Origin of the sequence: Bacillus sp. FJAT-25509 (genome assembly GCF_001420605.1) — a bacterium.
GTDB lineage: Bacteria > Bacillota > Bacilli > Bacillales > Bacillaceae_G > Gottfriedia.
Map to the genome: position 1 here is coordinate 375,974 of NZ_LJIZ01000003.1, position 20,687 is coordinate 396,660.

The 20,687-nt window shown below is 32.5% G+C and carries 21 protein-coding genes; 3 read left to right on the forward strand and 18 right to left on the reverse strand.

What is annotated here, in order from left to right:
* Positions 1–153: 153 nt before the first annotated feature.
* From AN960_RS24295 to AN960_RS24975, 10 genes are all read right to left on the reverse strand, one after another.
* On the reverse strand, positions 154–294 hold the full coding sequence (locus AN960_RS24295) for a hypothetical protein (protein ID WP_156339592.1): 141 nt from the start codon (positions 292–294) through the stop codon (positions 154–156).
* Positions 295–484: 190 nt separating this feature from the next.
* Positions 485–694, reverse strand: coding sequence for a hypothetical protein (locus AN960_RS02175; RefSeq protein ID WP_056466133.1), 210 nt, complete (start codon positions 692–694; stop codon positions 485–487).
* A gap of 49 nt (positions 695–743) precedes the next feature.
* A complete protein-coding gene (locus tag AN960_RS02180) occupies positions 744–1,409 on the reverse strand; it encodes an HAD family hydrolase (protein ID WP_056466136.1) in 666 nt (221 codons plus the stop codon).
* Between the two features lie 143 nt (positions 1,410–1,552).
* Positions 1,553–5,653, reverse strand: coding sequence for a S8 family serine peptidase (locus AN960_RS02185; protein WP_056466139.1), 4,101 nt, complete (start codon positions 5,651–5,653; stop codon positions 1,553–1,555).
* Positions 5,654–6,146: 493 nt separating this feature from the next.
* Positions 6,147–6,605, reverse strand: a complete 459-nt coding sequence (tsaA, locus tag AN960_RS02190) for a tRNA (N6-threonylcarbamoyladenosine(37)-N6)-methyltransferase TrmO (protein WP_056466141.1) — start codon at positions 6,603–6,605, stop codon at positions 6,147–6,149.
* A 107-nt stretch (positions 6,606–6,712) separates the two neighbouring features.
* Positions 6,713–7,414, reverse strand: coding sequence for a hypothetical protein (locus AN960_RS02195; RefSeq protein WP_056466145.1), 702 nt, complete (start codon positions 7,412–7,414; stop codon positions 6,713–6,715).
* Positions 7,411–8,283: an ATP-binding cassette domain-containing protein gene (locus AN960_RS02200; RefSeq protein ID WP_056466147.1), complete on the reverse strand. Its 873-nt coding sequence runs from the start codon at positions 8,281–8,283 to the stop codon at positions 7,411–7,413. The genes AN960_RS02195 and AN960_RS02200 overlap by 4 nt, the downstream gene beginning before the upstream one ends.
* Positions 8,284–8,295: 12 nt before the next feature.
* Positions 8,296–8,667 carry a GntR family transcriptional regulator gene (locus tag AN960_RS02205; protein ID WP_056466149.1) on the reverse strand — a complete coding sequence of 124 codons (372 nt, stop codon included), beginning with the start codon at positions 8,665–8,667 and terminating at the stop codon, positions 8,296–8,298.
* A gap of 170 nt (positions 8,668–8,837) precedes the next feature.
* Positions 8,838–9,287 (reverse strand): S-Ena type endospore appendage, encoded by a 450-nt coding sequence (locus AN960_RS02210; protein ID WP_056466152.1) that lies wholly within the window; start codon positions 9,285–9,287, stop codon positions 8,838–8,840.
* A 155-nt stretch (positions 9,288–9,442) separates the two neighbouring features.
* On the reverse strand, positions 9,443–9,814 hold the full coding sequence (locus AN960_RS24975) for a BclA C-terminal domain-containing protein (protein WP_286131565.1): 372 nt from the start codon (positions 9,812–9,814) through the stop codon (positions 9,443–9,445).
* Between AN960_RS24975 and AN960_RS24980 the strand changes: the two genes are divergently transcribed.
* The gene (locus AN960_RS24980) at positions 9,735–10,823 is read left to right on the forward strand and encodes a hypothetical protein (RefSeq protein ID WP_286131566.1); all 1,089 of its coding nucleotides are present in this window, start codon (positions 9,735–9,737) and stop codon (positions 10,821–10,823) included. The two genes, AN960_RS24975 and AN960_RS24980, sit on opposite strands and share 80 nt — an antisense overlap.
* 122 nt (positions 10,824–10,945) lie before the next feature.
* On the opposite strand, the gene AN960_RS02220 is transcribed toward AN960_RS24980, so the two are convergent.
* A complete protein-coding gene (locus AN960_RS02220) occupies positions 10,946–11,281 on the reverse strand; it encodes a DUF3992 domain-containing protein (RefSeq protein ID WP_056466157.1) in 336 nt (111 codons plus the stop codon).
* 25 nt (positions 11,282–11,306) lie between these two features.
* The gene (locus AN960_RS02225; RefSeq protein WP_056466160.1) at positions 11,307–11,681 is read right to left on the reverse strand and encodes a DUF3992 domain-containing protein; all 375 of its coding nucleotides are present in this window, start codon (positions 11,679–11,681) and stop codon (positions 11,307–11,309) included.
* A 365-nt stretch (positions 11,682–12,046) separates the two neighbouring features.
* Between AN960_RS02225 and AN960_RS02230 the strand changes: the two genes are divergently transcribed.
* Positions 12,047–13,642 (forward strand): peptide chain release factor 3, encoded by a 1,596-nt coding sequence (locus tag AN960_RS02230; RefSeq protein WP_056466163.1) that lies wholly within the window; start codon positions 12,047–12,049, stop codon positions 13,640–13,642.
* A gap of 129 nt (positions 13,643–13,771) precedes the next feature.
* Here the strand turns inward: AN960_RS02230 and AN960_RS02235 are convergent, their stop codons facing one another.
* The 6 genes from AN960_RS02235 to AN960_RS02255 all read right to left on the reverse strand — a co-directional run bounded on the left by AN960_RS02235 (position 13,772) and on the right by AN960_RS02255 (position 19,912).
* Positions 13,772–14,284 (reverse strand): hypothetical protein, encoded by a 513-nt coding sequence (locus tag AN960_RS02235; RefSeq protein WP_056466165.1) that lies wholly within the window; start codon positions 14,282–14,284, stop codon positions 13,772–13,774.
* Positions 14,284–14,457 (reverse strand): hypothetical protein, encoded by a 174-nt coding sequence (locus AN960_RS24300; protein WP_156339593.1) that lies wholly within the window; start codon positions 14,455–14,457, stop codon positions 14,284–14,286. The genes AN960_RS02235 and AN960_RS24300 overlap by 1 nt, the downstream gene beginning before the upstream one ends.
* Positions 14,458–14,603: 146 nt before the next feature.
* Positions 14,604–17,687, reverse strand: coding sequence for an MMPL family transporter (locus tag AN960_RS02240; RefSeq protein ID WP_056466168.1), 3,084 nt, complete (start codon positions 17,685–17,687; stop codon positions 14,604–14,606).
* Positions 17,688–17,707: 20 nt separating this feature from the next.
* Positions 17,708–18,217, reverse strand: a complete 510-nt coding sequence (locus tag AN960_RS02245; RefSeq protein WP_056466170.1) for a MarR family winged helix-turn-helix transcriptional regulator — start codon at positions 18,215–18,217, stop codon at positions 17,708–17,710.
* 214 nt (positions 18,218–18,431) lie between these two features.
* Positions 18,432–19,343, reverse strand: coding sequence for a DMT family transporter (locus AN960_RS02250; RefSeq protein ID WP_056466172.1), 912 nt, complete (start codon positions 19,341–19,343; stop codon positions 18,432–18,434).
* Between the two features lie 14 nt (positions 19,344–19,357).
* Complete coding sequence (locus AN960_RS02255; RefSeq protein WP_056466175.1) at positions 19,358–19,912, reverse strand: GNAT family N-acetyltransferase; 555 nt, start codon at positions 19,910–19,912, stop codon at positions 19,358–19,360.
* Between the two features lie 347 nt (positions 19,913–20,259).
* Between AN960_RS02255 and spxA the strand changes: the two genes are divergently transcribed.
* Positions 20,260–20,655 carry a transcriptional regulator SpxA gene (spxA, locus tag AN960_RS02260; protein ID WP_056466178.1) on the forward strand — a complete coding sequence of 132 codons (396 nt, stop codon included), beginning with the start codon at positions 20,260–20,262 and terminating at the stop codon, positions 20,653–20,655.
* Positions 20,656–20,687: the final 32 nt, after the last annotated feature.

Sequence of the window (20,687 nt, forward strand, 5' to 3'; positions counted from 1 at the left end):
ATTTACAAATTGTTACTTGTACTTCATTTACTAGGAATGTGTTGATTGAATAATCATACTATTAATTACCAACTATAAAAAAGAGTAGAATGATACAAATTTACCTACTCTTTACTTTTTTAAGTAAAAATTATAATTCTACCCTTTTAACGTCTAATATTTAGCAATTACATTTCCATTTTCATCATACGCTGTTCCAGACATATCCCAATCTTGATATACTGTCGTTTCCTTCTCAAAGAATGACTTATCCGAATATCCAATAAACATATTATTTTTTACTGGTATATCCACTTTAATCTGTTCATTTGGGGATTTAATATTTTTGTATATAACAGTTACTTTCGTTATTTTTTTATCTGTTTTTAATGCTCCCCAGATTACATTTCCTACATTTTCAACATTAATTGTCCGAATTAAGAATGGAATTCCTGCCTCCGAATCAAAAGTAACTCCATCTTCGTATTTTGTTGAATAGTTGAACTTACCATTCTTTTTCTAAAAAAGTACTAAATACATACTGTTTATCCTTTTTACCTTCTGTAAAAATCAAAGTTTGTTTCTTGTTTTCTACATATCCGATTTTAACTGTGTCGTTATTTTTATGTTTTGAGTGGACCGCCTCAGTCAAAGTATTATACGAACAACCTGTAAGTAGTATAACTATACTTATAAACAACAGTAGATATCTCACTTTATCCTTCTCCCTTATACACCGTAGAATATAAGTACTATTTTACTAATTATTTCTCCTGCAAAACTAGGTTTAGCAATTCTCCCAAATCATCAATTGACTGTTCAATTGTATATGGCTCACTCCAAAATGGATCTTTTTTCCATACAGCATTCATTCCAACATTTTGAGCACCAATTACATCATTTTCTGGATGATCTCCTACATATAAACTTTCTTCTGGATTAACGCCTAATTTCTCTAATGCCCTTAAAAATATTTCGGCATGAGGCTTTTTAATCCCTTCTTGCTCTGATATTAATATGGTATCTATGTAGTTATGAATTCCTAATGCTTTTAGATTTAGAGATTGTAATTTAGTAAATCCGTTGGTAATCATACCTAATCGTATTCCTCTGTTTTTAAGTTCTTTTAGTACATACTCCATATTTTGAAAAGGGATACAGCTATACTGGAATGAATTTATGTAATCTTCTAGTAGCTGTTCCCAAGTTAAACTAGAAATAGAGAATTCTTGAAGTAATTGTTGATATACCTTATCTTTCCAAACATATCCCTTATTATCTAATTCAATGAAACGTTCGATATAATGCTTCTCAGGTATATGTTTTAATTCGCGAAAATACTTTTTATACTGAGTTTTAATAAATAGCTTCAAGGATCTATCCCGATCTAATAAAGTTCCATCTAAATCAAAAATGACAGCTTTAATCATATCACATTCTCCTTTTTCCAGTTTTACTGTAAAAAAGTTTATACTCTCTAATAAATTCGACAAAATATACATAACTCCTATTTAAGAATAGGCCATAAGAATATCAACACAAAAAACCTATCCAATTGGATAGGTTCAAAAATTTAATTGATGCCTAAAGACTTCTTAATGGAATCAATTGTTTTTCCATTATACTCTTTAACAGCAGTAGGAGTATCTAATAAATAATCATTCTCTTTTAAATAATTAGCTTCTAGTAACTTGAAATCCAATGAGTCTACTTTACCATCAAAATTAATATCAGCATTACGGTTATTCGTTCCCCAATTTTGTTCGAGAAGTATGACATCATAAATATCAATTACATTATCTTTATTCAGATCTCCAGCATTTTCTCTTACAGTAGGATAAGTAATATTTTCACCTATAAAAACATCCCGATTATTTCGGCCAATTTCCATTGGTGTGTATGTGGTAAAATGACCTGGAATATCTATGATGACTGTATATAATTGTTCTGTAATAGGAAGTTTATTGAATACGATATTTCCATTTTTTTGAATTTCACCATTATAAATTTGACCTTTGGAGTCTTTCGCTTTTGCTTGTGCACCTATTGTTGTGTAGTCGATTCCAAAATTAAAACTGCCATTTGCATTTAACAATCCAGCAGCGTTGATTTTTGCTGTTGCAGTTGAGTAGGCTGGATAGCTAGGTAAATAACCGACCTGAGTATATGGGTTTACAGTTTTACCATTAAGATCTTTATAACTGGATGAATTGATATAGAAAAATGTAGTATTAGGATTAACAAATTCATTTGCGTTCGTTTCTACTTGTATATCAAATAAAGGTAGATCCCCTGTTAAACCATCTCCTGGTACTTTTATATTAATTGTATTTGATTTGCTAGAAGTTCCCGTTGAAGTAACTGTAAATTGAGTATCATCAGATAAAGCCTTATTTTTATTAAATTCTACTGAATTAAAAAATCTTGATGTGTAATCAAATTTAAGTGTTAGATCTTTTGCATTTTGCAAACCATGAGCATAGAACGTATAAGTTAATTGATCACCCATTGTAAATGATTCTTTATTTGGTTTGGCATAAATATATTGCGCCCCTGGTTTCATATAGTACACGACTTTTGCCATTGTTGAATTACCAGCTCTGTCCGACGCTACAAATTGGAGCATATTCACTGGATTTGAAGAATCAACAGATATTTCTTTCGTAAACTTGCCATTCGCATCAGCAGCAATACCAATGGCTGGAGAGTTAGGACCATACCAGGCATTATTATTTGCTTGTGTTACATTCATCCCGCTATTTTCCATTACCTTTGCTTCATCATCTATAATGCTACCAGATAAAGTAACTGTTTTTTGCCCAGGTGCTAATTCAACAAATGGCAGATCACCTTTAGGTATTGCGTTTGTGTCATCTAGTATGAATGTTGGACGGTTATTATCAATATATACTTGGTCTGTCTTTGTATACTGTTTGCCGCCTAAATTTGTACCAATAACTTTCATTTTGTATAATCCTGGTGTTGCTAGGATCGATGTGTAGCCAACCGGTTTCTTCGCATTACCCGTAAATGGAAAATATCTACCTGTAAATGCTTTTTGAATGTAGAGATCCTTATCAACTCCTGCACTTGAAACATCAATCGTACCGATTAATCCTAAATCTTTATTTGTTTTTGAATCTACTAAAATAAAATCTAATGTTCTCATTGGCGAATTTAATTTAAAATCTAAATCAGACGCCTTAACACTATATGGTGCAGTTTCACGAGTTGTAGAGATACTTGGAGAATGAACCTTGAAATATTCAAAGCCTTCTTCTACTAAACGGAAGCCAAATGGAATTTGATAATGATCATCTGGATCTTTATCATTCACAACATGAATATAACCTTCATATGTTCCTTTACTAGCAGTTGTTGGTATTGTAAGTGTTGCAGGAATCATCTCCTGGCTATTCTTTTTCATTTTCAAGTCATTAGGTACTGTTATTTTAACACCGTTTGCTTTTGCATCTAAAGATCCACGAGTGCCGATATTATACTCAACAGAAATATTATATTTTTGCATTTTATCAGTATGATTAGTGATTAATATATTTGTATTTTTCGAAATAGCATTTTTGTCTACTGAAATAAAACCATAGCTTAGTCCACCAGTTTGCTCATCAATATTTACTTTTTCATTATTTTTAATAAACGGCGTAGTATCCTGAACTCCTAGTTCGATGCGTGAATAAATCGCTTCATAAGGATCTACTCTTCCTGCTCCAACTTCAAACACACTGTATTTGCTTCTTAAAGGATCAGCTGTATTCATTAATACAGTTTTTATATCCGCAGGAGTATAATTAGGATGCGCTTGTAAAAGTAAAGCAGTAATCCCAGTGACATGTGGTGTCGCCATTGAAGTTCCAGACATTCGCATATATGCAGATGAATAATCTGTTGCGTCATTTTTATTATTGATATATGCAGGAACAGTTGATAAAACATCTACACCCGGAGCTGTAACCTCAGGTTTAATATCATATAGCGTTCCTGATGGACCTCTAGAACTAAAGCTAGCTAGATCATCACCAGGAATGTCAGACACACCAGTTTTCCCTAGTGTTACTGAAGGAATTCCCTTGCTAAATAGATCATTTACCGCTAAACCATCTTTATTCGTCATTGAAAATACCGGTATATTATTATTGCTTTCTCCCAAATAATACGGAATTTGTCCTTCCGTTGCATTATTGTTATAAATAATTACTCCAATAGCTCCATTTTGTTTTGCATAGTTCATTTTATCAACAAGTGCAAATGTACCACGTGCAACAAATGCAATTTTACCTTGAACATTTTTTCCTGAATAATCTGCTGCTCCACCTTCTCCAACATTTACAATCTCAAAAGTTTTTCCTGACAAATTAGTAAAATCATCTGTCCACTTTTTAGTCATCAATTGTAAAGTACTATCCGTACCTTGACCGTTTACTAAAAATTTACTTCCGAAAGTAGTAACTTTAGTAGGAACAGAACTCGCACCAACTGTTAATGCAAGTGCCGCTGCACCTGGAGAGCCTAATGTGTACATACTATCTCCAGAATTTCCTGCTGCAACGACAGCGGTAACTCCATTTAAAACAGCATTATCAATTGCTAAGCTAGTTGCTTCTAGTGGATCGTTTATCGAGGATCCTAGCGATAGATTAATTACATTCATTCCATCGGCAACCGAACGGTCAATACCTGCAATTACTGCAGAATTCGAACCCGAACCATAAGGCCCCAATACGCGGTATACATATAAATCTGAATCAGGCGCTACTCCAGTTACTTTATAATCAGAGTTATTTTTCCCTCGACCAGCAATCGTACCAGAAACATGCGTACCGTGATCAGTATAATATGAGCTCCCATTTAGAAATTCTGTTTTTTTAGAAGCTTTCCATTGATCATATGTAGTTTCCATCGGGTCATTATCATTATCTACGAAATCATAACCACCTTTATATGCATCTTTCAAATCAGGATGGTTATAGTCAATTCCAGTATCAATTACACCTATTTTAATATTTTTACCTGTAAAACCTTCCTCATGTAATTTATCAATCTTTAAAAATGGTAAACTATCAACCTTAGTTTGATCCTTCTCTTGGACTGGTTCAACAGGTGGCTTAATTTGAATTGTTGAATCACTATACACTGCTTTAACTGTATCCAAATCTAATAAATCTTTAATTTGATTTGCTGGAAGTGACAATGAAACCCCGTTAAACGCATTCTGATATGTATATTTAATTTGAACTTCTTCATTACTAGATTTCTCTTTCTTAGCTATTTTTTCTTGTAATTCTTGTTTAAAGTGTGCATGAGACTTTGTTACATTTTCTTTCGCCTTTTCTAATGAAATAGACTCACCTTCTGCAGCTTTCTCTAACTGTGCTACTTTAGCTGGAACTTCTTTAAACTCAACAATTACCGATACTTCTTTATCACTCGATAAGTCGATATCATCAGATAATTGCAAACCAGTTTTTGAACCTGCAACTTCTAATTGACTCAAAGCCTCCCTTTGTTCCGGTGTAAGTGATTGAAGAATGCTTTCTACGTTATTTGAGTTCGCATAAGCCGGCTTTTTAATCATCATAGTCGATCCCAAAATTGTACTGCTAGCTAAAACAAGTACAGATGTGGTTTGAAAAAATTTACTACTTAACCCCTTCATTCTAATTACCTCCAACTTTTTCTAAAAATAAAGATTGTACAACAAGCAATAACATTTGATTTTTCAGAAAAATCACTTAACTTAAATTATAGCTAGAGTTTTTCTTTAAAAGTATTGGGGGAATTTTCATTAAACGAGAACTTTATAAATCAAATTAAATGTCGGTTTAAGTAAAAGTGAGTAAAAAGATAAGGTATTTTATTTACTTGAATGTAGATTTTTGTAATTTGATGTAAAATTTTATAAAATAATTTGGGGGAATTTCACTTTATTTACCTTTTATAATTGTTCTAACTAAGTTTAAAATTAAAAATTTTTAATTATTTGTAGAATTTAAGCTGGATCATGGCATGGGCGAATTGAGTGGCATCTCAACAATTGCTTTAATAATGAAATAACCAAAATTCAATTCAGCTGTTAATAATATAAAAGAAAAAAAGAGTTTCCCAAATAAAACATTTGAGACAACTCTTTTTTTATTTTTAAACCTTTATCACCAATATTTTTCCATCAAAGCCTTTGACCATTCTGCTTGTTTGATCTCCCCTTTGGGAAGAAATTCTTTCATAATTGGTTTAATATCGATGACTGGTGTACCATCGATCGCATCTAACCCTTTAACTGTAAGACTACGGCCACTGTGATTTACAAGTTCTACAGTTGTTAACCCTAATTTATTTGGCCGGTTTTTACCTCTTTGAGCAAAAATTCCAACCTTTGGATAATCAATATTATTTCTAGGATGTCTAGCACTATATTGGATCATATCATCAGTCACTTTATCAAAATAAAAAATAATCTCTAGATGTGAAAAATCACTTATGCCACTTAATGCTTCTTCATTGAACTCCTCTACTAACTCGATTTCAGAGATAATTGAACCCCAGTGATCGTCTTTCATTTCTTTTCTTGAATTTTTAACAAAAGCAATCGGATTAATTGTAAATGGCATCATTTAATCTCCTAACTTTGTATTTTATCTATATTATACAGAATTTTTTATTTTAAAATAAAAGAAAAAGTATGCAATATATCCACATACTTTTTCTCGAATCGTTTTTAATTTCTACCTTTCATTTTTAAAGGTGCATTTAGCATCATCGGAAATGTTAATATTTGAAGTACGATTCCGATCAATCCAATTAAAGTAAACAAATTGAGCGGTTTACTATTTAAAATAAAAGAAAATAAGTCTGAACTTATACCATTTATAGATAAAAAAGTCATTAAAATACTAACTAAAACTAGTGTCATTAGAAAATAAAGTATCCCCAATCTTCTAACTAATATAGCAATAAAAGAAGAAAGTCCTAGGATCATAAATCCAACCATTAGGTCGACCCAATAATACGTAAAGAAATGATATTCTGATGAGACTAATTGAGCAGGGTGGTAAAAGTGAAAACTATTTATTCCTTTGTCTAATAATATATTCATAATGTAATAAAGAATATTTAAGTAAGTTATACTTGTAATTACCATTAATAATGACATCACAATATACGATTTTAAAAACTGTCTTCTTGTACTACCTAATCCAATTGCAACTTGAAAAGGAATCACCAATCCTGCAACCGCAAATGTACTAATCCCACCATAAGTCGGCCCAAACAGAGCTGCACCACTTTGTAAAGGAATTTTAAATATTATACTAACCAGTACATACACAACAGATAATAACAAAGTAATTAAAGAAAATATTTTGAAATACCATTTTAATTCATCAAAAACTAGTTGATAAGTGCCTCTTATAGAGTTCATCTTTTCACCTCTTTATTTTTTGTTTTATTTATTAAATAGTCTTGTAGAGTTGCTTTTTCAATTGTAAGATGATGTTCTTCTGCGATTTTTTTCCAATCATTTGAATATAATTCATCGAGCATTACTTTTTGTGTCGAACTGATTTTGGAGGATTCAAGTATAGAAATATTTTTAGTTACTTCTTCGATTGAATCTATATTTCCAGAAAGAATAACTCCTTTCTCTCGCATTACTTCCATTTGTTCATGAAATAGTACTTTTCCATCATTTACTACAACAATCGTTTCACATAATGGTTGAATTTCTTCGATATGATGTGTTGAAAGTAAAATGAGTCTTGGATTTTCTTCGTAACTTTCCATTAAGGCATCGTAAAACTGTTTTCTTTTAACTGCATCTAACCCATTAGTAGGCTCATCGAGAACTGTTATTTTTGCGTTGCTAGCTAATCCTAATATGATTTGCACTGCCGTTTTCATACCTTTTGAAAACTTAGTGATTTTTTTATTCTTTGGCAATTCAAAAACTTGAACTAAATGTTCTGCAAATTGTTGATCCCAGTTAGGATGAAAGTACCTTCCGTATTTTAACAAGTCATTTATTCTCCAATTATGACCAAAAGGATGGTTTTCTTGGATATAACAAATATTCTCTAGTACATTTAAATTATTATAAGGTTCTTCTCCTAAGACTTTTATTGAACCTTCGTTTGGTTTATAATGGCCAGCAACTAAACTCATCAAAGTTGTTTTACCTGTACCATTTCTTCCCCATAATGCAATAATACTCGGTTCTGTTTCAATTAAATTGAAATCAGTTAAAACTGGTGTATGCTTATAGCCATATGTCAAATTTTTAATTTCGATCAATTTATACCCCTCCTAATTAAAGTCGTTTTTTCTCTTTATTAATTCAATTACCATTTCTTCATCTAAATGAATTCTCTTTGCTTCTTTAAGTAATGGTGCAACATAATCCACATAAAACTGCTGTTTTCGCTCTAAAAGCAACTTATCTTTCGCACCCGTTGAAACAAACATACCTACACCTCTTTGTTTAAAAATTATTTCCTTATCAACTAAAGCTTGAAGACCTTTCCTTGCAGTTGCTGGATTAATATTAAAAAAGCGAGATAATTCATTTGTCGAAGGCACTTGTTCCCCCTCTTTAATTCTTCCATCTATAATTTCGTCCATAATCATAACCGCAATTTGTTGAAAAATTGGCTGTGATTCATCTAATGTCGGTTTCATTAGCACCTTCCTCTCTTAGTTAGTTATTTAGTTAGTTACTCATGTAACTAACCATACTACTCTTTAAATCATATGTAAAGTGTTTTATTTAAGTACGCCTATTTTTAAGGAAATAAAAAAAAGCTTAATGCGATTATGCAATAAGCTCCTGTTTTTATAGTATGTGTTTATTATTTATCAATAATTTTACCAGCAATACAATATTTACCTTCTAAATAGATTGGAGTTTGACCTGATTGTAGTATGGTCACAGATTTTATATTTTGACTAGTATAACTACTCGTATTGCCTGGCAACACGGTAATTATATGACAATTATTGCTATTTACTTCGATTGATATCGGTCCAGTACTACTCTCGCTATTGTAGACTGAAATCGTTGCATAAGCAGTTACATTTTCACCTAAACTCCATATTTCAACTGGTTTTTCAAGATTATCTTGAATCAAAATATTTCCACATAGATCAATGGGAATACAAGGATTACATTTTGTTGTAGTTTGTATTGGCGTTGGTGGGGTAGGTGGTGTTGGCGGAGGTACTGGTGGTAAAAGAGTTGGAGAAGAAACTGGTAATTTAATACTTGGTAAGTTTGGTATATCCGGTCTTTTTTGTTTCAATTTTTATCCCTCACTTATAATAATTAATTTCCTATGTATTAAAAATACTGAAAAGCTATTATTTTTAGTATTATATAAATCTTAAAAAGAAAAGTGACCACTATTAATCTTACTCATATAACTTGTAGTCACTTGTTGAATTAAAATAATATTAATTAACCTACTCTAACAATCGAAATTGTCGCAGCGGTCGTACCTGCTGCTAACGATACTGTAGCCGCTAATGTAGCAGACACCATCACTTGAATCGTGTCACCTGCATTTATATTAATAATCACTTGATTGCTGACTAAACTTAATCCTATTGCAGCAGTAATATTTGTGCCTGCAACTCCAGCCCCAGTACGAAATAACTGAAAAGTCGTTAATAAAGATAGTGTAGGATACACTTGATAAGTTATTAAATATCTACCACTTGTATTAATTGTAAAAATGGTGGCTGTTGGGTTGTTCACTGTTATATCTGCTGATAAATTTTGTGCGTTCGGAAACGGTATTGGTGAAGGACCTAAAAGTGTAATCGCAATTGTTGCGCCAGAAGTATTTGCTGCCGAGCCTGAAGTATTAAAACTTGCGCCGGTTGAGCCAGTTGCCCCAGTAGCGCCTGTCGGACCGGTCGCTCCAGTTGGGCCTCTATCCCCGATACCGGTTACTCCTGTTGTTCCTGTCGGTCCTGTTGCTCCTGTTGCTCCCGTTGAGCCAGCTGTTCCCGTTACTCCTGTTACTCCCGTCGTGCCAGTTGAACCCCTATCACCTGTTCTACCCGTTGCTCCGGTTACTCCGGTTGCTCCGGTTGCTCCGGTTACTCCAGTCGTTCCAGTTGGACCTGTTGATCCCGTTATTCCGGTTGTTCCAGTTGGACCTGTTGATCCGGTTGATCCCGTTATTCCTGTTGACCCTGTTACTCCAGTCGTTCCCGTTATTCCTGTTGCTCCGGTAGCTCCTGTTATTCCGGTTGGGCCGGTTATTCCTGTCGTTCCCGTTGTTCCTGTTGGACCTGTTGACCCTGTTGTTCCAGTTGTTCCAGTTGTTCCAGTTAGACCTGTTGATCCGATTGACCCTGTTACTCCGGTCGTTCCCGTTATTCCGGTTGACCCTGTTACTCCAGTCGTTCCCGTTATTCCGGTTGACCCTGTTATTCCGATTGCTCCCGTTATTCCGGTTACTCCGGTTACTCCGGTTACTCCGGTCGTTCCCGTTGGACCTGTTGATCCCGTTGCTCCGGTTACTCCGGTCGTTCCAGTTGGACCTGTTGATCCCGTTATTCCTGTTATTCCGGTTACTCCGGTCGTTCCCGTTGGACCTGTTGATCCCGTTGCTCCGGTCGTTCCTGTTATTCCGGTTTGGCCAGTTACTCCTGTTAATCCCGTTTGGCCAGTTACACCGGTCGTTCCCGTAATTCCCGTCGCTCCAGTAGGACCTGTTGCTCCAGTTATCCCAGTTACACCTGTTGGTCCAATTTTTTTAACTCCATTACAAGAAAAACTATTACAACAACTACATTTATTCGGATTGGAATCTATCCCTTTTACGTAAGGAATTGTTTTCCCATTCTCATCTTTATTATTCAAAAAGGAACACATAATCCTTCCTCATTTCATTACATAGGGTTGTTCAAAAAAAGATTAAGAACTACACTATTTAGATAAAATGATCTATTACATTGAATATCGGACAGTTATACAAAACTCACCTTCAACTACCCCAGTTAAACCAGTAGTATCAATTTGAATTCCATCGAATAACTTTTCTGAGAAAGCAACACTACTTTGAGGTGGGACAGTTAGAGTATCAATTACATTTCCTCCCCTTAAAAAATTAACTACGATATTATCAGTTCCAGTATCATTTTTAACATAGCCTGTTGCAGAAATAATCGGAGCGATATTATTTGTAAAGATTGTGATAATACCTGGTGTATTCACTTGCCAGCTTGTACAAACTTTATCTTGAAATATATTTTTGGTTGAACAACAACTTAAACCATTATTCATTTGCTTTTCCCCTCATTTTCTTCAATTAAACAGAATATCGTGTCGTAATACAGAACTCACCTTGAAATAATATACCTGCTCCAATAGGTATAACAGCTTGTATTACATCAAATCTTCTAATTGTAAATGCTAAACTCGAACCTAATGTTACGACCTCAGAATTGATTGTGCCTCCTGCAGAGTTAAAAAATTCAATTTGTATCGGTGCTGTAGAAGAACCTACTTCATACTTAACAAAACCAGTTCCTATAATACTTTGGTTAAAATTATTTTGAAAAAGTGGAATTGTTATAGTAGTTGTATCTCCAACTGCTTGCCATGGTGTACAAACTTGGTCCTGAACAAAAATTTTTTCGGGACAACAAGTTAATGCTGATGTTGAACAATTACATGATGCCATTTATGGTTACTTCCTTTCTATAAAAGAAAATGAATCATTATCTACATATAGTAATCAAAGTGTCATGTATATGCTTGTACATTTGTCATAAATAAAATAATCTATCACGCATAACTGAGTGATAGATTCGCTTTTAAAATATTAATTTTTAATACTTCATAAATATTACATGTTGAAAAATTAGTGAATGATTTATGTAAAATTACAAAATAAACGATAAAAAAGGAAATTCTTATTTCATAACTTGGAAATACTTTGTATATAACTTAATTACTAAATGTTTCATCAAACGCTGAATTCTAGTATAATAGATAAGATGTGAAAATTTGATTATGATCTTTGATTTAGAAAGGACTTTATAATAGATGGCAAATAAAGAATTAATGAATCAAGTTGCTAAACGCCGTATCTTTGGGATTATCTCTCACCCGGATGCTGGTAAAACAACTTTAACTGAAAAATTACTACTTCATGGTGGAGCTATTCGTGAAGCTGGTACTGTAAAAGCTCAAAAAAATTCTAAATATGCAAAATCTGACTGGATGGAAATCGAGAAGCAACGTGGAATTTCTGTTACTTCTTCTGTTATGCAGTTTGAATATGATGAAAAAATGGTATCAATTATGGATACTCCTGGTCATAATGATTTTGGTGAAGATACATATCGTGTACTAACTTCTGTTGACTCTGCAGTCATGGTAATTGATGCTGCAAAAGGTATTGAAGCACAAACTAAGAAACTTTTCCAAGTTTGTCGTTTACGTGGTATCCCTATTTTTACCTTTATGAATAAATTAGATCGCCAAGCTAAAGATCCATTAGAACTAATGGAAGAATTAGAAGAAGTTCTTGGTATGCCTTCTGTTGCAGTTACTTGGCCAATCGGTAGTGGAATGCAATTTGAAGGGGTTTATGATCGATTAGAAAATGAAGTTCATCTTTTCCGTAAAGATGAAGTGATTAAACTTGGTCAAGATGGTGTACACGGTCCTGAATTAGAAGGACATTTAGAAGCTTCAAATTTAGAAAATTTACGTGATGAAGTTGATCTTTTAGAAGGAGCAGGAAATGAATTCAATTTAGACTTAGTTCAAGCCGGTGAACTTACTCCTGTTTTCTTCGGAACAGCATTAGTTGATTTTGGTGTAACACCATTTTTAAATCATTTCTTAGATATGTCGCCTGCACCAGGGCCTCGTAAAACAATTAATGGTGAAGTTAATCCTACTGATGAAGTATTTAGTGGTTTTATATTTAAGATTCAAGCTAATATGAATCCTGCTCACCGTGACCGTATTGCATTCTTGCGAATTTGTTCTGGCGTATTTGAACGAGGAATGAACGTAATGCTTTCTCGTACAGGTAAACAAATTAAATTAAGTCAATCGACTCAATTGATGGCTAATGACCGTGAAACGATTGACCGAGCATATGCTGGTGACGTAATTGGTATTTACGATTCAGGTACTTATCAAATCGGAGATACGATTACATCTAGCAAACAAAAATTATTCTTTGAACCATTACCAACTTTCCCACCTGAGTTATTCTTGCGAGTAAGCCCAGTTAACTCATTGAAATCTAAGCATTTCCATAAAGGTGTTGAGCAATTAGCTCAAGAAGGTGCAATTCAAGTTTATAAAAATGAATTTAATGAGGTCATTTTAGGTGCTGTAGGTCAACTTCAATTTGAAGTATTTGAATACCGCTTAAAAAATGAATATGGATCTGATATCCGTAAAGATCATGTTGATTACAATATTGCTAGATGGGTTAAAACAGATGATGTAAAAGGACTTAAGAAATATCAAGATATGCGTAACATGCTAGTATATGACCGTTTCGAACGACCGTTGTTCTTATTTGCAAATGAATTTACTTTCAACCGTTTTAAAGAACGTCATGAGGAATTAGAATTAGTTGAAGCCCTTGATGTGAATAATGAAATACAAGTTGATTAATAAAAAAGTGGATGTTTTTAGCATCCACTTTTTTTGCGCAATTAATGGTAATTTATTTTTGGAGCAAGTTTCACTGTTTTCATGCAAAGCTCATATGATTGGTTTTATCGCTTCACCTTAAAAATTCTATTAAAAATAATATTCAAGTAAGTAAAGTTTTTTCTCCCTTGGATTTAGGATAAAAATTGCATATTGATCTAGTTTTTCTTTATCGCGTTTTACGTAGTAATAGCAATTATCGTTAAAAACAACAGGATTTTCCAATAGGTTTTGTCTACTTTTCATTGAATGTACTGGATATTTCAAAATTGAATTATTATATTCAGTTACTTTTTGAGTGAGATTTTTAATATTATTGTTTGATATTTTTATCCAATACTCTTTCTTTTTTAGTTTTTTTATTGTTTTTTTATTGTATGTAAATTGGGTATATACTGGTCCATCAACACTCATAGGAGCTGTTTCATCTAAAATTATTTTTGAATGCGTAGGTTGTTCAATATCAACATGCCAATTAAATCGAACAATCCCCCGATCGCTAAAAAAATGTTGAAAGATTTCATACCAGCCTGCAAAGCCAATTATGATCGAAAATATGATTAAAAAAGGGAAGTAAAATTTTCTACTAATTTGATTTCTCATTAATACACAACCATACAACCTAAACCATCTTTAAAACATGATTCACGAATGGCTTCATAAGTAGAATCAAGTGGGCTTGACGAATCAGGATAAATTTTATCTTTTAAAGAGTAAAGTAGTTTTTCTTGTTCTTTTAGAGATAATTTCGTAATGTCTATTAAATTGTCATTCATATAAAAGCTCCTTCGAACAGATTCTATTTATCTATTATACATTTTTTTCCAAAAGGGAAACAATGAATACGAAAAAAGCAAAAAAAGCCGAACCTACTATTATATGGATAGCAGGTCGGCATTTTTCAATTAATTCTATTATTCTATTAAATTACATGTTTTTCTGTATCAACATTTGCTCCCTTGTTTCTTGAAAATAAATTAGCTACTGCTTCTGGCAACGCAATCATTGCTGGTAAAAAGATTGGCAGTAATATAAAGCAAAGTACTACTAGACCAGTAATTACCGCAATTGCTAATTCAAACAATAAAAGGATTCCAGATGGCATGAGTGTAGCAAATGTACCTCCAAGTATGATTACCGCTGAAATAATTACTCCACCAGTATGCTTAGATGCTAATACGATCGCCTCTTTCGGTGACAAATGAGTATATTCCTTAAATCTCATCATTAGGAAAATACTATAATCTACTCCTAAAGCCACTATAATTATGAAAGAGAAGAATGGTACAAAAGATGAAATTCCTTCATATCCAAGCAAATCTATGAAAATATAGTTAATCATAAACATTGCACAGTAGTATGCTCCTAAAAGTGATGCAGTGATAAATACTGGTGTCCAGAATGATCTTATCACTAGGAATAATACAAGTAATACCCCAATTATAACGATTGTTGTTGTTTTATTTAAGTCACTACTCAAAATATTGTTCATATCATTTGTTGTAGCACTTGGACCCGAAACACCTGACTTTGCATTTGAAAGTTCTGTGCCTTTAAGTCCATTTTTAACAGCTGAATTTATTTTATTGATTGTATTTAAAGATTCTTTTGAATATGGATCATTCGCCAAAACAATTGTTAGTTTTGTAATCTTTTTATCTTTTGACATAAACATGTCTATTGATTTTTTAAAGTTCTCATCAGCCAACGCTTCTTTTGGAATAAAGAAAGTTTTATTAGAATTAAACTGAGTTAAGAAATCATTTGTCTTTCCTAATCCGTCAGAAATTTTCTCTAAACCACCGTTTACATCAGAAAGCTTTTCCCCGAAAGTACTAAATCCATTAATGCCAGCTACTAGCTGTTGCTGACCTGTTTTCATTTGACCAAGTCCATCTGATACTTTATTCATATTTGTTACAATTTTACCAATTCCTGATGATGCTTGGTTTAATCCACTTTCAAGTTTTTTCAATCCATCTGCCATTTGATTTAAACCATTACTCATACTAGATAGATTACTGTTTGCGGTAGCAAAACCTGCAGTTACAGCATTATAATTAGCATTTAAAGTCTTGATTCCCTCTGGAGTAATTTGATTTAAAGAAGCAACTGTTTGATCAATTGTTTGCTTTAATGATTGGTAATTCACATCATCTTTTGAATTCGAATAACTACTACCTAGTGCTGTCACCATTGATTGCATTTGAGAAATTGCGCCTTTTAGACCAAGCAGCGCTTGTGCTGATTCTTGGTAATGAGTTCCTAATTCTTTATAACCTGATTGCATTTTCTCGTAATTTTTTGCTAATAATGATACACCACTACTCATTTTTCTTAGATTCGTTTCGATGGTTGCTATACCACTTGAGATCGTTTGAGAATTACTAGAACCACTACCAATTCCTGCTTGAATTTGTTTTAAACCACCACTTAACGCTGTTACACCATTTTGTAGATTTGTTGTTCCATCTACCATTTGGCTAACTTTTGAAAAATCCGCTGATCCTAGTTTATCTTGGGCTAAACTTAATCCGTCATGTATTTCGTTAACACCATCCTGTGTTTTTGAAATACCATCAGTTACGTTACCCATTTGGCTATCAACATAAAAACTTTCAATTTGTTTACTTTCAGGTTGTGTTACCGAAGATACTTGCTTAACACCCTTTATCTTCTTAAGTCTTTCAGTAACATTATCAATTACTGCAAGTGATTGATTATTATCAAGCGCTTTGTCATTTTCAATAACGACTGTTGCAGGCATTGCCTGACCTTTACCAAAATGATCTGAAACGATATTAAAACCTTTTGATGAAGGATACTTATTTCCAAGTTCACCAATTGTATCAAAGTTCAGCTTCTCTTGATGGAAATACACCATTGGAGATAAAATCAATAAGATGACAACAATTGTGATGATTGGTTTTTTGATCGCAAAAGCCGACGAACGACCAAAAAACTTGTTTTCTTTGTGTCCACCAACATTTTTAGATGGCCAGAAAAGTTTTTTCCCTAAAACTTTCATAATAAACGGTGTTAACGTTAATATTTCAAGTAATAATATACATACCCCAATAACAACAACTACACCTGATTTATAAATTGGAGATTCAGCAAATACAAGTGCAAGGAACGCAATAAACACAGTTAAAATACTATAGGCAATTGTTTTACCAGCTGTTTTATATGTGTTTACAATTGATTCATCAACTGAATGTCCAAGTGAAAGTTCCTCTTTGAAACGATTAAAAAGGAGTATATTATAATCTGTACCAATCCCAAAAAGAATAAGAATTAATAGCATTTGAGTAAGACTAGTAATTGGAAATCCAGCTTTATCGATTAATTGAGCAGCTATTCCCATTGAACAAAGATAAGAAAATGCAACCGCAAGCAATGATACAAATGGTGTAACGATCGACCTAAACGCAATAATAAGCACTACTAAAATAAAAATAACTGTCAGCGCAGCACTTTTTTCGACTCCCGCTTGCGAAGCCTTTAAATAATCGTTATTGATAAAATCTTCACCACTTAAATAATATTTAACTGGTACTTTACTTAGCTTATTATCAATTTGTTTTTTAATATCATCTATTTCTCTTCCGTTCTTATCTAACTTATAACTCACCATTAGTGTGGTGCCGTCTTTTGATACTAATGAACTTTTTGCATTTGGAATACTAAAAGGATCAATAATTTCCGAAATTCTAAGTTCTTTACTGCTATCACGTATTCCTTTAACAGCATCACCAATTTTGTCCATTTCATCATTTGAAATTTTGTTTTTATCATAAAAAACAATCAGATTATTCGTTCCTTTTGCAGTATCCATTTTTTTGAGGATATGATCTGCCATTACAGAAGGTGAATCACTATTCGCTCCTTCCTGCCCCTTATTCCGAAGTATTGCATTTATGTCAGGCTGAAGAACTGTTAACAATACTGTTGCAACTAGCCAAATTGAAAATATAATCCAACGGCCCTTAATGATTTTGTTCACTTAATCCCCTCCTCGTTAATTTATTTTTCTTTTTTTCCCTTTTCTTCAAGAAAATACAATACATCAAAGAATTCATAATTATCCATTCCATCTGTCTCCATCTTCTTCTTTACAGCTGTAACTAATAATCTCATTCCTTGTTCTACAATCTCCTGTTCATGTGAATCTAAAAAAGTTAACGCACTATTTAATGATTTATTTGCAATTTCAGTAATGCTACCATTTATTTCATCCGAAATATTTTCTGGTAATGAAATTTCCACGAATCGTTTATCTTTAGGGCTAGGTGTTTTCAACAAAAGCCCCTTTGTAGTAAGACGCTCAACGATATCTGATACGGTACTTTGCGTCATTTTTAGATTTTTAGAAAGTTGTTTTATGCTCATTGTTTTATGTGCATACACTTCTCCAATCACTCTTGCTTGTGGAATTGTTACGCCATGTTCTTCTGAATGCTTTTGAAGACTTTTCATTAAAAATCGTTGTAAAAAATCGATTGATTCACTTATAAATTCGGCTCGTTCTACCATTTAATCCCTCCGACACACAATACTTCCTGTACGATACATCTTATACGATGTATCGTACAAGATTTATAATATTTGTCTGAACTGCATTTGTCAATTTAAATAAACATAAAAGTTAATTCCTTAAAAATTAGTTACTCCTATTGTTAAAATTCAACTATTTAGGAAAAATATCCAATAAAAAAAGCAGTTGATACTTCAACCACTTTTTTGTAAATTATGCTTTTTTTGAGTTATATTGGTACATTGTTTTTTGCTTCGGTTCTTTTATCGATAAATACACAGCTACAACAATTAGAATACTTCCTATGAAAAAAGAAGGATTAATTTCTTCATTTAATAAAAAATACCCAAATATCGTACCAATTAATGGCTGTAAAAAGAAAAATAATGACCCTGTGGAAGTATCGATATATTCAAATCCTTTGTTCCAAAGATAAAACGCTCCTGCTGTTGAAATCGTGCCTAAAAATATGACTCCCATCCAAATCCAACTATTTGATGGTAAGTCAGTTATGTGATTACTTTGTTCTATTATAGTAAATGGTAATGTAAAAATTACACCAAATACTGTTGCCCAAGTCGTTACGGTTAATGATGAGTATTTATTAGTCTGAACTTTACTTAGAACTGTATACAATGCCCAAGTTATTGCAGCACCTACTAAAATGAGATTTCCAAAATACGCTCCTAAATTTGATCCACCTTTTGGAAATCCAATTACAACAATTACTCCAATAGTAGCTAAAATTAACGATATAATTTTACGGTTATTAATCTTTTCTTTTAAAATTAAAAATGCAAATAATGAAATTAACGCCGGAGAAGCTGAAGTAATTAAAGAACCCATTGCTGCTCCTGAAAGCTTCGTACCAATAAATTGAAAACCAATTGAGCCAGTATAGCCTACTAAAGCTATTAGCGCGATTGGAAATAAATCTTTCTTACTAATTTTCCAGCTTTTTTGGAAGAAACAAATGATCCCTAAAGTTAGTAATGCTAAAAGAAATCTCATTTCAAGTAATAACCATGGAGAAATACTATCTAATACTACTTTACTAACAACATAGGTCATCCCCCAAATGCTAGCGGCCAACGATAAACACAATGCTCCTTTAAAGAAATTCATTTAAAACTCATCCCCTACTTTTTATTCCAATCATTTTTCGAAAGTTCAAACATAATTTCAGTTACATATTGGTTTTTAAAATAAGAATTTTCTATTATTTTTATCTGTTGAAATCCTAACTTCCTTAATAATTTAATTGAGGATGAATTTTCCTCATCAGCAATTGCGTTTATTTTTTCTTTGTTTAATTCATTGAATAAATACTCAAAAATTCCTTGTAATGCTTCAAAAGCAAATCCTTTATTTTGATACAATGGTTCCAATGTAAAGCCGACTTCAACTTGATTTGCAGGATCTAATAAGGTATGTACACCTATATCCCCTATTAGTTGACCATCCATTTTATGTTCAATCGCTACTTGAACCCATGAATCAGGAATATTCATTTCAGCTGTTTTTTGTTTTTCTATAAAATTAATCGCTTGTTCGTATGTATAATTCTCCCAACCTTGATAAATCGCTACATCTGGATTTGAACGATATTTATAAAAGTTGCTAACATCTTCATCTTTAAACCTTCGAAGTTTTAATCGACTAGTCTCTATTTCAAAAAATTCTAGTTTACTCATATTCCACCTCTAAAATTTCACTTTATATCGTAATTGTACATTCTATTATACTTAGAAATTTCAAAATATACATAACTTTTTGCACTTTGCTGTTTTAATCCGAACTTTCTTAAATCCATAGTAGAATTCTTTTTAGAATTTCGTACAAGAATTAAACGCACCACATAATTTAAACTCTAAAAATATAGTTGACACTTTTAACTGTAAATAATAAAATTACAGTATACTCATTTAAATCGAGTATGGTAGTCAACCTAATTTATTTTCTTAGATACTATATTAGTACTCGATTTTTATCCCAACTGTAATATTTTTTATTACATTTTAAATATAAGGAGTGTAAATGAATGGTGAATCTATATGTAACATCAAGTTGTACATCTTGTCGCAAAGCAAAAGCTTGGCTAGAGGAACATGATATAGACTATAATGTGAAAAATATTATGAATGAATCACTTACACTTGAAGAGATTAAATCTATACTTCGCATGACAGAAACTGGTACTGAAGAGATTATATCGAAAAAATCAAAAACGTTTCAGGAATTAAATATAAATATTGATTCGCTCCCATTAAATGAATTATATAAATTAATTATAAATAATCCCAAAATGTTGCGCCTACCAATAATCCTAGACGAAAAAAGATTACAGGTTGGTTATAACGAAGAAGAAATTCGTAGTTTTCTTCCTCGTAAGCTACGAACATTCTCATACATTAAATCACAAAAAGTAGCTAATTAATAATAAAAAATTTCAATTTTCAACACATTTTA